General features: G+C 65.5%; 14 protein-coding genes. All 14 read left to right on the forward strand.

Annotation, left to right across the window (positions count from 1 at the left end; genetic code table 11):
• Positions 1-6 precede the first annotated feature (6 nt).
• Positions 7-1,059, forward strand: coding sequence for an NADH-quinone oxidoreductase subunit NuoH (gene nuoH, locus ACWIEX_RS09440; protein ID WP_454032797.1), 1,053 nt, complete (start codon positions 7-9; stop codon positions 1,057-1,059).
• Positions 1,056-1,292, forward strand: coding sequence for a hypothetical protein (locus ACWIEX_RS09445; protein WP_454032798.1), 237 nt, complete (start codon positions 1,056-1,058; stop codon positions 1,290-1,292). Before nuoH ends, ACWIEX_RS09445 begins: the two co-directional genes overlap by 4 nt.
• Positions 1,293-1,312: 20 nt before the next feature.
• Entirely contained in the window at positions 1,313-1,801 is a 489-nt protein-coding gene (gene nuoI / locus ACWIEX_RS09450) for an NADH-quinone oxidoreductase subunit NuoI (RefSeq protein WP_038367698.1), read from the forward strand.
• Positions 1,802-2,083: 282 nt separating this feature from the next.
• Positions 2,084-2,707, forward strand: a complete 624-nt coding sequence (locus ACWIEX_RS09455) for an NADH-quinone oxidoreductase subunit J (RefSeq protein WP_454032799.1) — start codon at positions 2,084-2,086, stop codon at positions 2,705-2,707.
• Positions 2,707-3,015 carry an NADH-quinone oxidoreductase subunit NuoK gene (gene nuoK / locus ACWIEX_RS09460; protein WP_047575211.1) on the forward strand — a complete coding sequence of 103 codons (309 nt, stop codon included), beginning with the start codon at positions 2,707-2,709 and terminating at the stop codon, positions 3,013-3,015. The genes ACWIEX_RS09455 and nuoK overlap by 1 nt, the downstream gene beginning before the upstream one ends.
• A 29-nt stretch (positions 3,016-3,044) precedes the next feature.
• Entirely contained in the window at positions 3,045-5,066 is a 2,022-nt protein-coding gene (gene nuoL / locus ACWIEX_RS09465) for an NADH-quinone oxidoreductase subunit L (RefSeq protein ID WP_454032800.1), read from the forward strand.
• 1 nt (position 5,067) lies between these two features.
• The gene (locus tag ACWIEX_RS09470; protein ID WP_454032801.1) at positions 5,068-6,585 is read left to right on the forward strand and encodes an NADH-quinone oxidoreductase subunit M; all 1,518 of its coding nucleotides are present in this window, start codon (positions 5,068-5,070) and stop codon (positions 6,583-6,585) included.
• A gap of 9 nt (positions 6,586-6,594) precedes the next feature.
• A complete protein-coding gene (gene nuoN, locus ACWIEX_RS09475) occupies positions 6,595-8,022 on the forward strand; it encodes an NADH-quinone oxidoreductase subunit NuoN (RefSeq protein ID WP_454032802.1) in 1,428 nt (475 codons plus the stop codon).
• A gap of 117 nt (positions 8,023-8,139) precedes the next feature.
• Positions 8,140-8,904, forward strand: coding sequence for a biotin--[acetyl-CoA-carboxylase] ligase (locus ACWIEX_RS09480; RefSeq protein WP_454032803.1), 765 nt, complete (start codon positions 8,140-8,142; stop codon positions 8,902-8,904).
• Positions 8,905-9,101: 197 nt separating this feature from the next.
• Entirely contained in the window at positions 9,102-10,772 is a 1,671-nt protein-coding gene (locus ACWIEX_RS09485; RefSeq protein ID WP_454032804.1) for a ribonuclease J, read from the forward strand.
• A 170-nt stretch (positions 10,773-10,942) separates the two neighbouring features.
• The gene (gene mce / locus ACWIEX_RS09490) at positions 10,943-11,347 is read left to right on the forward strand and encodes a methylmalonyl-CoA epimerase (RefSeq protein ID WP_454032805.1); all 405 of its coding nucleotides are present in this window, start codon (positions 10,943-10,945) and stop codon (positions 11,345-11,347) included.
• 5 nt (positions 11,348-11,352) lie between these two features.
• Positions 11,353-11,745 carry a RidA family protein gene (locus tag ACWIEX_RS09495; RefSeq protein ID WP_454032806.1) on the forward strand — a complete coding sequence of 131 codons (393 nt, stop codon included), beginning with the start codon at positions 11,353-11,355 and terminating at the stop codon, positions 11,743-11,745.
• A complete protein-coding gene (locus ACWIEX_RS09500) occupies positions 11,742-11,972 on the forward strand; it encodes a DUF1467 family protein (protein ID WP_454032807.1) in 231 nt (76 codons plus the stop codon). The genes ACWIEX_RS09495 and ACWIEX_RS09500 overlap by 4 nt, the downstream gene beginning before the upstream one ends.
• 609 nt (positions 11,973-12,581) lie before the next feature.
• Positions 12,582-13,133 (forward strand): peptidylprolyl isomerase, encoded by a 552-nt coding sequence (locus ACWIEX_RS09505; RefSeq protein WP_454032808.1) that lies wholly within the window; start codon positions 12,582-12,584, stop codon positions 13,131-13,133.
• Positions 13,134-13,150 lie beyond the last annotated feature (17 nt).

The following is a 13,150-nucleotide window of genomic DNA, read 5'->3' on the forward strand; positions in this document are numbered from 1 at the left end:
GCGGCCATGAACTGGGACCTCGTCCTCGATATCGCGATCATCCTCGGCAAGAGCCTGCTGCTGCTGGTCTGCCTGCTGGTCTTCATCGCCTATATCCTGCTGGCCGACCGCAAGGTCTGGGCGGCGGTGCAGCTTCGCCGCGGCCCGAACGTGGTCGGACCCTGGGGCCTGTTCCAGAGCTTCGCGGACCTGATCAAGTTCGCGCTGAAGGAGCCGATCATCCCGTCCGGCGCCAACAAGGGCATCTTCCTGCTGGCGCCCTTCATCTCCTGCCTCTTGGCGCTCGGCGCCTGGGCGGTGATCCCGGTGGCGGAAGGCTGGGCGATCGCCGACATCAATGTCGGCGTGCTCTACATCCTCGCGATCTCCTCGCTCGGCGTCTACGGCATCATCATGGCCGGCTGGGCCTCGAACTCGAAATACCCGTTCATGAGCGCCCTGCGCTCGGCGGCGCAGATGGTGTCCTACGAGGTCTCGATCGGCTTCGTCATCATCACCGTGCTGCTCTGCGTCGGCTCGCTGAACCTCTCGGCGGTGGTCGAGGCGCAGCAGAACCGTGGGCTCGCGCATGCTCTGGGCGTGCCGTGGCTCTCGATCCTGAACTGGTACTTCATCCCGCTCTTCCCGATGTTCGTGGTCTTCTTCATCTCGGCGCTGGCCGAGACGAACCGGCCGCCCTTCGATCTGGCCGAGGCGGAATCCGAGCTCGTGGCGGGCTTCATGGTCGAGTATTCCTCGACCCCGTACCTGCTGTTCATGCTCGGCGAATACGTGGCGATCATGACCATGTGCTCGCTGACCACGATCCTGTTCCTCGGCGGCTGGGCTCCGCCAGTCGCGCTGCCGCCCTTCACCTGGCTGCCCGGCGTGTTCTGGTTCGCGCTCAAGGTCTGCTTCGTGTTCTTCATGTTCGCGCTGGTGAAGGCCTTCGTGCCGCGCTACCGCTACGATCAGTTGATGCGTCTGGGCTGGAAGGTGTTCCTGCCGCTCTCGCTCGCTTGCGTGGTGATCGTGGCGCTGGTGCTGCAGTTGACCGGCTGGGGCCCGGTGGCGGGATGAGTTGGGCCGGCCCGCTCGGTGCCCTGATCGGCCTCGGGCTCGGCCTGCTGGAATATCGGCTGATGTCGGCCGTGGTGATCGGGGCGCTCCGGCGCACGGATCGCTCGGAGACCGAAGCCGGGAGAGCTGACTACGAGCGCCGCATCCGCATCCTGCGGGCGGTGCTGGTTGTGATGACGATCGGCTTGATGCCGACCTTAGGTTTCGTGATCGGCCGGACGGTGTTCGGCTGAGGATGTAAAGGACGAAGGCGATGTCACTCGCGCAAGCCGCAAGGGGCCTGCTGCTGAAGGAGTTCGTCGGGGCTATCGGCCTGTCGATGCGCTATTTCTTCAAGCCGAAGGCGACGCTGAACTACCCGTTCGAGAAGGGCCAGCTCTCGCCGCGCTTCCGTGGCGAGCATGCTTTGCGCCGCTATCCGAACGGCGAGGAGCGCTGCATCGCCTGCAAGCTCTGCGAGGCGATCTGCCCGGCGCAGGCCATCACCATCGAGGCCGGCCCGCGCCGCAACGACGGCACGCGCCGCACCACGCGTTACGACATCGACATGACCAAGTGCATCTACTGCGGCTTCTGCCAGGAAGCCTGCCCGGTCGATGCCATCGTCGAGGGGCCGAATTTCGAGTTCGCGACCGAGACCCGCGAGGAGCTGTTCTACGACAAGGACAAGCTGCTCGCGAACGGCGCGCGCTGGGAACGCGAGATCGCGCGCAACATCGCGATGGACGCGCCTTACCGGTAGTGTTTTCCGACCGCCCCACGGCGGTCATCCCGGGCGACCGCAGGGAGACCCGGGATCCATGCCTGAACCTTTGCCGGAGGCGTTCCGGCATGGATCCCGGCTCTCCGCTTCGCTGCGGCCGGGATGACGGAATGGAAACCGAATGAGACACAGACCCGCCGTGCGGTTGTCCCGCCCGGCGGGCCTGATTATAGACGCTCCAAATTGCTGCGGGCCTTCTGAGTCCCGGAGCACGAACCAAACGAGGACCGCGCCGAAAAGGGGCGGGAAGGGCTGGCCGAGATGAATGCCGCAGCGGCTTTCTTCTATCTGTTCGCAGGGGTGACCGTGGCATCCGCCTTCATGGTGGTGACCTCGCGCAATCCCGTGCATTCGGTGCTCTACCTGATCCTGGCCTTCGTCAACGCGGCCGGGCTCTTCATGCTGCTCGGCGCCGAGTTCCTCGCGATGCTGCTGGTTGTCGTCTATGTCGGCGCGGTCGCGGTGCTCTTCCTCTTCGTGGTGATGATGCTCGACGTCGATTTCGCCGAGTTCCGCCAGGGCTTCCTGAACTACCTGCCGATCGGCGCGCTGATCGGCTTCATCTTCGCCGTCGAATTGCTGCTGGTCGTCGGCGCCTGGGTCATCGATCCGCAGATCGTCAAGGCGCCGGTCGCCGCAATCCCGGCGGGCATCTCGAACACCGAGGCGCTCGGCCGCGTGCTCTACACCCAGTATGTCTACTACTTCCAGGCGGCCGGCCTCGTGCTGCTCGTCGCCATGATCGGCGCGATCGTGCTGACGCTGCGCGAGCGGCCCGGCATCAAGCGCCAGCATGTGCCGACGCAGAACGCCCGCACCAAGGACGCGGCGATGGCGGTCAAGCAGGTGCCCTCGCGCGCCGGCGTTCCCGAGGAGATGGCGTGATGACGATCGGACTGGGCCATTATCTCGCCGTCAGCGCCATCCTGTTCACGCTCGGCGTGCTCGGCATCTTCATCAACCGCAAGAACGTCATCGTCATCCTGATGTCGGTCGAGCTCATCCTGCTCTCGGTCAACATCAACTTCGTCGCCTTCTCGAGCTTCCTGAACGACATCGTCGGCCAGGTCTTCGCGCTGCTCGTGCTCACGGTGGCGGCGGCTGAGGCCGCGATCGGTCTCGCCATTCTCGTCGTCTACTTCCGCAACCGCGGCACGATCGCGGTGGAAGACATCAACATGATGAAAGGCTGAGCGCACCCACGCGCCTGGACCTCACTGCCATGTATCACGCGATCGTCTTCCTCCCTCTCATCGGCTTCCTGATCGCCGGCCTGTTCGGCCGGCTGATCGGCGCGCGCGGCTCCGAGATCGTCACGACCTCGCTGCTGATGGTCTCCGCCGCCCTGTCCTGGGTCGCGCTCACCCAGGTCGGCTTCGGCTCCGGCACGACCCGCGTGCAGGTCGCGAGCTGGATTTCGTCCGGCGAATTGCAGGTCGACTGGGCCTTCCGCATCGATACGCTGACGGCGGTGATGCTGGTCGTGGTCAATACGGTTTCCAGCCTCGTGCACCTGTATTCGATCGGCTACATGCACGAGGACGAGCACCGCTCGCGCTTCTTCGCCTATCTCTCGCTCTTCACCTTCGCGATGCTGATGCTGGTGACGGCCGACAACCTCGTCCAGATGTTCTTCGGCTGGGAGGGCGTCGGTCTCGCTTCCTATCTGCTGATCGGCTTCTGGTACCAGAAGCCCTCGGCCAATGCGGCGGCGATGAAGGCCTTCATCGTCAACCGTGTCGGCGATTTCGGCTTCCTGCTCGGCATCTTCCTGATCTTCGTGCTGTTCGGGGCCGTTACCTTCGACGCGATCTTCCCGCGCGCCGGCGAGATGGTGAGCCAGAGCTTCCGCTTCCTCGGCTATGACTGGAACGCCCTGACCCTGACCTGCCTGCTGCTCTTCATGGGCGCCATGGGCAAGTCGGCGCAGTTCCTGCTGCACACCTGGCTGCCGGACGCGATGGAAGGCCCGACCCCGGTCTCGGCTCTCATCCATGCCGCGACCATGGTCACGGCCGGCGTGTTCATGGTGGCGCGTCTGTCGCCGGTGTTCGAATACGCCCCCGTCGCGCTCACCGTCGTCGTCGTCATCGGCGCGACCACGGCCTTCTTCGCCGCGACGGTCGGCCTCGTGCAGAACGACATCAAGCGCGTCATCGCCTATTCGACCTGCTCGCAGCTCGGCTACATGTTCGTCGCGCTCGGCGTCGGCAATTACGGCGCCGGCATCTTCCACCTCTTCACCCACGCCTTCTTCAAGGCACTGCTCTTCTTGGGCGCCGGCTCGGTCATCCACGCGATGCATCACGAGCAGGACATGCGCCACATGGGCGGCCTCCGGAAGCACATCCCCCTGACCGCCGCCGCCATGACGATCGGCACGCTGGCGCTGACCGGCTTCCCGGGCTTTGCCGGCTACTTCTCCAAGGATGCGGTCATCGAGAGCGCCTACGCCTCGGTCGCGCATGGCGGCCTCGCCTCGTCCTATGCCTTCGTGCTGCTGGTCGTCGCGGCCGGCATGACCTCGTTCTACTCCTGGCGGCTCTATTTCATGACCTTCGAGGGCGCGCCGCGCTGGGGCCATGGTCACGGCCATGACGACCATGCGCATGGTCACGGCCATGACGATCATGCCCATGCCGCTCACGGCCACGACGATCACGGTCACGGCCATGACCACACGCCGCATGAGAGCCCCTGGACGATGCTGGTTCCGCTCGCAGTGCTCTCGCTCGGCGCGATCGTGGCCGGTTACGCCTTCAAGGAAGCCTTCATCGGCCATGACTTCGAGCATTTCTGGAAGTCGGCGCTGTTCATGGGCAAGGACAACCATATCCTGCACGCCATGCACGAAGTGCCCAAATGGGTCGTCTGGTCGCCCTTCGTCGCAATGGTGATCGGCTTCGCGCTGGCCTGGTACATGTATGTTCGCCGGCCCGAGATCCCGGGCAAGCTGGCGGCCGCCAACCCGGTGCTCTACCAGTTCCTGCTCAACAAGTGGTACTTCGACGAGCTCTACGACTTCCTGTTCGTCAGGCCCGCGAAGTGGCTCGGCCGCTTCCTCTGGAAGAAGGGCGATGGCCTGGTCATCGACGGCTTCGGTCCGGACGGCGTCTCGGCCCGCGTGGTCGACGTCACCAATCGGGTGGTCCGGCTTCAGACCGGCTATCTCTATCACTATGCCTTCGCCATGCTCATCGGTGTCGCTGGGCTCGTGACCTGGTATCTCGTGGCTCGCGGGTGAGATGATGAATCTCGGTTTCGGTATCCTCACCGGTCTTCTCGTCGTCCCGCTGGCCGGCGCCCTCCTGATCCTCGTTCTGCGCGGCGATCAGAAGGCGGTCGATTCCAATGCGCGTTGGATCGCCCTGTTCACGACCATCGCGACCTTCGCGCTCGCCTGCGTCGCCTGGGGTCGGTTCGACACCGCCAATCCCGGCTTCCAGATGGTCGAGACCCATGGCTGGGTTTCGGAGGCGATCAAGTTCAAGCTCGGCGTCGACGGCTTCTCGTTCCCCTTCATCGTGCTGACGGCCTTCCTGATGCCGTTCTGCATCCTCGCTTCCTGGACTTCGGTCGAGAAGCGGGTGCGCGAATACATGATCGCGTTCCTAGTTCTGGAAGCGCTGATGATCGGCGTCTTCGCGGCGCTCGACCTCGTGCTGTTCTACCTGTTCTTCGAGGCTGGCCTGATCCCGATGTTCCTGATCATCGGCATCTGGGGCGGCAAGCGGCGCGTCTACGCCTCCTACAAGTTCTTCCTCTACACGCTGCTCGGCTCGGTGCTGATGCTGCTCGCTGTGATGGCGATATACTGGAACGCCGGCACCACCGACATTCCGACGCTGCTCGCGCACAAGTTCCCGTCGCAGATGCAGCCCTGGCTGTGGCTGGCCTTCTTCGCCTCCTTCGCGGTGAAGATGCCGATGTGGCCGGTCCATACCTGGCTGCCCGACGCCCACGTCGAGGCGCCGACGGCCGGCTCTGTCGTCCTGGCCGCGATCCTGCTGAAGATGGGCGGCTACGGCTTCATCCGCTTCTCGATCCCGATGTTCCCGGAAGCGTCTGCGCTGTTCGCGCCGCTGGTCTTCGCCCTCTCGGTCATCGCCATCGTCTACACCTCGCTGGTGGCGCTGATGCAGGAGGACATGAAGAAGCTGATCGCCTATTCCTCGGTCGCCCATATGGGCTTCGTGACGATGGGCCTGTTCACCCTGACGCCGCAGGGCATCCAGGGCGCGATGTACCAGATGGTCAGCCACGGCCTGGTCTCCGGCGCGCTCTTCCTCTGCGTCGGCGTGATCTATGACCGCATGCACACCCGCGAGATCGCCGCCTATGGCGGGCTGGTGAACCGCATGCCGGCCTATGCTGTGGTCTTCATGATCTTCACCATGGCCAATGTCGGCCTGCCCGGCACCTCCGGGTTCGTCGGCGAGTTCCTGACGCTGCTCGGCGCCTTCCGCGCCAATCCGTGGGTGGCTTTCATCGCGACGTCGGGCGTCATCCTCTCGGCTGCCTACGCGCTCTGGCTCTACCGCCGCGTCGTCTTCGGCGAACTCGTCAAGCCGGAGCTCAAGGACATCAAGGACCTGAACGGCCGCGAGGCCCTGATCCTCGTCCCGCTCGTCCTGCTGACGATCTGGTACGGAATCCAGCCGCACACGATCCTCGACGCCTTCGCGGCGCCGACCGAAGCGCTCATCAAGAACTATCAGGCAGCCCTCGCCGTCGCGAAGACGGCGCTGGCGGCCGCGCAGTAAGGTCTCGTCATGGCTCTGCCCGCTCTCGGCCCGGCCCTGCCGGAAATCATCCTCGCCCTTGGCGCCATCGCCATGGTGCTAGTCGGCGCGATCCAGGGCGAGCGCTCGACGCGCCTGCTCGAAGGGGTGGCGCTGGTGTTGCTCGCGGTCGCTCTGGTGCTGGTCGCCTCGGGCAGCGGCAAGATGCTGACCTTCAACGACGGCTTCATCGTCGACGGCTTCGCCCGCTTCATGAAGGTGCTGACGCTGATCGGTGCCGGCGCGTCGATCCTGCTCTCGGCCGACACGCTGCGGCGCCAGGGCACGATGCGCTTCGAGTTCCCGATCCTCGTCGTGCTCGCGACCATCGGCATGATGATGATGATCTCGGCCAACGATCTCATCAGCCTCTATGTCGGCCTTGAGCTGCAGTCGCTGGCGCTCTATGTCGTCGCCGCCTTCGATCGCGACAATGCCCGCTCGACGGAAGCCGGTCTGAAGTATTTCGTCCTCGGCGCGCTCTCCTCCGGTATGCTGCTCTATGGCGGCTCGCTGGTCTATGGCTTTACCGGTACCGTCACCTTCCCGGGCATCGCCGCGGCGACCGCCGGCGGCCATGCCGGCATCGGCCTGATCTTCGGCATCGTCTTCATCGCGGCCGGCGTCGCCTTCAAGATCTCGGCCGTGCCGTTCCACATGTGGACGCCGGACGTCTACGAGGGCGCGCCAACCCCGGTCGCCGCCTTCTTCGCCTCGGCGCCCAAGATGGCTGCGATGGCGATGGTGATCCGCGTCTTCATCGGCGCCTTCCCGGGCGCGATCCATGACTGGCGTCAGATCATCGTCTTCATCTCGATTGCCTCGATGGCACTCGGCGCCTTCGCCGCGATCGGCCAGCGCAACATCAAGCGCCTGCTCGCCTATTCCTCGATCGCCAACATGGGCTACGCGCTGGTCGGACTCGCCGCCGGCACGCCCGACGGCGTGCAGGGCGTGATGACCTATATGGCGATCTATCTCGCCACGACGCTCGCCGCCTTCGCCTGCGTGCTGATGATGCGCCGCGACGGCAAGCTGGTCGAGGACATCTCGGAGCTCGCCGGCCTGTCACGCACCAATGGCTGGATGGCCTTCGCGATGGCGATGATGATGTTCTCGCTCGCCGGCATCCCGCCGCTCGCGGGCTTCTGGGCCAAGTGGTACGTCTTCCTCGCCGCGATCAACGCCAAGCTCTATGTGCTCGCCGTGATCGGCGTGCTGACCAGCGTGGTCGGCGCCTATTACTATCTGCGCCTCGTCAAGGTGATGTATTTCGACGAGCCGAAGCCGGCCTTCGAGACGTCGGATCTCGGTGTTCGCGCGGTGCTGCTGGTCTCGGCGATCTTCGTGCTGGTGCTCTCGCTGGTGCCGGCGCCGCTGTTCAATGCGGCCGAGGCTGCTGCGAAGTCGCTGTTTTGACGCCTCCCCGTCATGGTCGGGCTTGTCCCGACCATCCACGTCTTCGCTGGTCGAATATCGTGTTCAAGACGTGGATGCTCGCCACAAGGGCGAGCATGACGGCGTGGACCAACCCCCATGCTCGGTGAGGCCGCCCGCGCCGCGGGCTATCGGCTGATCGTCCGCGACGAGGTCGGCTCCACCATGGAGGAGGCCCGTCGCGCGCTCGATCAGGGCGAGCCGGGCAAGCTCTGGATCGTTGCCCGCAGCCAGAATTCGGGCAGGGGTCGTCATGGCCGGCAATGGGGCTCGCCGCCCGGCAATCTCTACGCCAGCCTGCTGCTGACCGATCCGTGCGAACCGGCGCTGGCGCCGCAGCTCGGCTTCGTGGTGGGGCTCGCTTTGCACGATGCCGCCGCGAAGCTGCTCGGTCCGTCCGCATCCGGCCTCAGGCTGAAATGGCCGAACGACCTGCTACTCGACCGTGCCAAGACCTCCGGCCTGTTGCTGGAGGGCGAGAGCCGGGCAGGGCGCTTCAACGTCATCGTCGGCTGCGGCGTCAACATCGCCTCCTGCCCGACGGATACGCCTTATCCCGCGACCTTTCTCAAGGCTGCGGCGCCGCAGGCCAATGTCGAGGCCATGCTGACCGGCCTGAGCGACGCCTTCGCCCAGCGCTTCTCCATCTGGTCGCAACCCGGCGGCTTCGGTCCGACGCGTGCCGCCTGGCTGGAGCGCGCCGCCTTCCTCGGTGAGACCATCACCATCCGCCTGCCCGAGGGGCCGCTCACCGGCATCTTCATCGGCCTCGATCCGACCGGGCGCCTCGAGCTTGAAACCGAAACCGGCCGCCGCGTGATCGATGCCGGCGATCTCTTCTTTGGGGCGCCGCCTCAGGGCTGAACCGCCATTGCGAGCGCAGCGAAGCAATCCAAGGGGACTGGGCCGAAGGGTTCAACCCGGTCCTCCTGGATTGCTTCGTCGCTTCGCTCCTCGCAATGACGAAAGCTCATGCCAACCGATGGACGAGCACGCCGCTATGGAGGCGTGCGGCTCGCCATGTTAGGGCTGCAACGCCCGCCGACCTTCAAGGAATCCCAGTGACCCGTTCCAGCGACCAGCTCGTCTTCGTTCCCCTCGGCGGCCTCGGCGAGATCGGCATGAACGCCGCCCTTTACGGCTTCGGGCCTGAAGGTCGGCGAAAGTGGATCCTGGTCGATTGCGGCCTGTCCTTCGCCGGGCCGGAGGCGCCGGGCGTGGACATCGTCCTGCCCGACCTGCGCTACATCATCGAGGAGCGGGCGAACCTCCTCGGCATCATTATCACCCACGCCCATGAGGACCATATCGGCGCGCTCGCGGCGCTCTGGCCCTCGCTGCGAGCGCCGGTCTACTGCACGCGCTTCGCCGCGGGCCTCCTTGCGACGCGCCGCCTCTCGGAGCCCGGCGCGCCGAGCGTCGACATCAACGTCGTGCCGCAGGGCGGGGCGATCACGCTCGGCCCGTTCGATATCGAGTTCGTGCCGGTGGCGCATTCGATTCCGGAATCGAACGCGCTGGCGATCCGCACGCCCGCCGGCCTCGTCGTCCATACCGGCGACTGGAAGATCGATCCGACGCCACAGGTTGGCCTGCCGACCGACGAGAAGCGCCTGCGCGAGCTCGGCGAGGAGGGCGTTCTGGCGCTGGTCTGCGACTCGACCAATGTCATGCGCGACGGCATCAGCCCGAGCGAGGCCGATGTCGCCGCCAAGCTGAAGGAGTTGATTCACTCGGCGCCGGGCCGCGTTGCGGTCACCACCTTCGCCTCCAATGTCGCGCGCCTGCGCGCGGTCGCGGAAGCGGCGATGGCCGATCAGCGCGAGGTCGTGGTCGTCGGCCGCGCGATGGATCGTGTCATCGATGTCGCCCGCGAATGCGGCTATCTCGACGGCATTCCCGGATTCCGCGCGGTCGATGCCTATGGCTATCTGCCGCGCGACAAGGTCGTGGCGCTGGTCACCGGCAGCCAGGGCGAGCCGCGGGCCGCGCTCTCGCGCATCGCCTCGGACGACCATCCCGAGATCGCGCTCTCGCCGGGCGATCGCGTGATCTTCTCCTCGCGCACCATTCCCGGCAACGAGAAGTCGGTCGGCAACATCCTGAACGCACTCGCCCGCGACAAGATCGAGATCATCACCGACAGGACGCATCTGGTCCATGTCTCCGGCCACCCGCGCCGCGAGGAGATGGCCCGGCTCTATGGCTGGCTGAAGCCGCAGATCGCGATCCCCGCCCATGGCGAGGACCTGCATCTGGCCGAGCATGAAACCTTCGCCAGAAGCCTCGGCGTCAAGCATGTGCTGCGCGCCGGCAATGGCGATGTCGTCGCGATCACGGGAGAGGGCGCCCGCAAGGTCGACGAGGTCCGGCATGGCCGGCTCTATCAGGACGGCTCGCTGCTGGTGAACGCTCTCGAGAAGACCGTTCAGGAGCGTCGCCGCCTGTCCTTCGCCGGCATCGTCTCGATCGCGGTCGCGGTCGACGACAAGGGCGGCATCGCCGGAGAGCCGGAGATCGCGGTGCTCGGCCTGCCGCCGCGCACGCTTGGCGGCATCGATTTCGACGAATATGTCGCCGATACCGTGGGCGATCTCATCGACAATATCCCGAAGGCCCGCCGCCGCGACCCCGAAGCCCTGCGCAACGCGCTGGAGCGCGGCGTGCGCAGCGCTGTCAACGACGAGTGGGGCAAGAAGCCGCTGGTGCATGCTCTCGTGATCGAGGTGTAGGGTGCGCTCCTGTATGAGCCACCCGCTTGTCATCCCGGGCGTAGCGAAGCGAAGACCCGGGATCCATGCCGGAACGGTTCAGGCATGAATCCCGGATCGGCGCCGCTTCGCAGCTTGTCCGGGATGACGCCGTGTTTCTGAATTGAACGGATGTGATCGGGAAGAAAGACATGATCGGACGCCTGAACCACGTCGCCATTGCGGTGAAGGACCTGGAAGCCTCCACGGCGCTCTACCGCGACACGCTGGGCGCGCGCGTCTCGCAGCCACAGCCCGAGCCGGAGCACGGCGTCACCGTCGTCTTCGTCGAACTGCCCAACACCAAGATCGAGTTGCTGGAGCCGCTCGGTGCCGACTCGCCGGTCGCCAAGTTCCTCGAGCGCAATGCGGACGGCGGCATCCATCACATCTGCTACGAGGTCGACGACATCCTCGCGGCGCGCGACCGGCTAAAGGCTCAAGGGGCCCGCGTGCTCGGCTCCGGCGAGCCGCGCATCGGTGCCCACGGCAAGCCGGTGCTCTTCCTGCACCCCAAGGACTTCCTCGGCGCGCTGGTCGAACTCGAACAGGCCTGACGACAATGACCGCCATTGCTTTTCTCGGCCAGCCGGAAGCCGGCTCGCCACGCCCCTTCAGCGCCGCGACCGTCGCGGGCGGGCTCGTCTTCGTCTCCGGCCATTCGGCGCCGCATGACCCCGCGCGTGGCGTCCACCGCGGGCAGACGCCTGCCGAGGAGGTCCGCAATGCGCTTGGCCGCGTCGCCGAGATCCTGGCGGAGGCGGGAAGTTCCCTCGACCGCGTCGTCCAGATGACGATGCTGATCACCGACCCGGCCGATTATGCCGCCTGCAACGCCGAATACGTGAAGCATTTCCCCGGTGGCCTGCCGGCCCGTCACACCGCGCGCTTCGGCGTGCCGACCGAGGCGAAGGTCGCCTTTTCCTGCATCGCGCTCGCGGGGGCCTCAGCATGAATATCATCGGCGGCCTTGCCCTTTACTTCGTGATCTGGTGGATCACGCTCTTCGCGGTGCTGCCCTTCGGCATCCGCAGCCAGCATGAGACGGGCGAGGTCGTGGCCGGCACCGAGCCTGGCGCGCCCGTATTCCCCGGGTTGCTGAAGAAGGCCGTCATCACCTCGCTGATCGCAGCGGTGATCTTCGCCGGTGTCTGGTATCTCTGGGTGACCTACGACATCTGAGGGCGTGGCGGGGCTTTCCCGGAAAAGCACAGCCCTCCGGCTTTAAGCCACCGTTGTCATTCCGGGGCTTCGCGGAGCGAAGAACCCGGAACCTACGACTGGGTTGACGGCTTGCAACCGGATAATTTGGGTCTGGCCCGGTCGTGGGTTCCGGGTTCGCGCCTGCGGCGCGCCCCGGAATGACAGGGGATCAGATCGGAAGCGATCTGGCAGTAAAGTCGAAATCAGGCGCGCCTGCTCTGGGTACCGCCCAAGAAAAAAGGCAAGGCCGATGCCTTGCCTTTGGTAGTCCGCTTTTACCGCTGCACCGGCGCACGTCTCCGAAAAGCGTGCGACTCATTTTGCAAGGCGGGCGTTTGTTCCTCCCAAGACCTGGTCCGCAGCGCTTCGACTGGCAAAGCGCTCCCAGCGCCGGAAGGATTAGCCGATTGTGACGGCTCTGTCACCAGTTTAGGCAGCGTCAGCCTGGAATTTTTGCAAGATTAGTCTTTCTTGCACTTGTGCAGTGCAGCAAGGGCAGGCGGGTATCGATGCGATGCCTTGTTCCGGTCAAAGGATAGGGCTATCGACCGGCATCCGCCGGGCTCGCCGGCGGCCATGGAGATCTTCATGCTGCGCAGCTCGCTCGCCGCCCTTGCCGTCGTCGCCTCGCTCGGTTTCGCCCAGGCACAGACGCCGAAGGCCGATCCGGAAAACACCGTCATCCTCGAGACGAAGGATGGCCCCGTGACGATCCGCCTGCGGCCGGATCTCGCGCCGAAGCATGTCGCCCAGATCAAGGCACTGGTGAAGCGCGGCTTCTATGACGGCATCGTCTTCCACCGCGTCATCGACGGCTTCATGGCCCAGACCGGCGATCCGACCGGCACCGGCACCGGCAAGTCCGACCTGCCGAACCTGCCCGCCGAATTTACGCCCACGCCCTACAAGGTCGGCTCGCTCGGCATGGCCCGTTCGCAGTCGCCGGATTCCGCCAATTCGCAGTTCTTCATCTGCTACGAGGGCTGCGGCTCGCTGACCGGCCAGTACACGCTGTTCGGCGAGGTCGTCTCCGGCATGGATGCCGTGCGCAAGATCAAGAAGGGCTCCAGCGCCAATAACGGCCAGGTGAGCGGCCCGGACAAGATCGTCCGTATGCGCATGCAGGCGGACGCCAAGTAAGCCGGCCTAAAGCAGGC

Source organism: Allobosea sp. NPDC055353 (genome assembly GCF_053644975.1).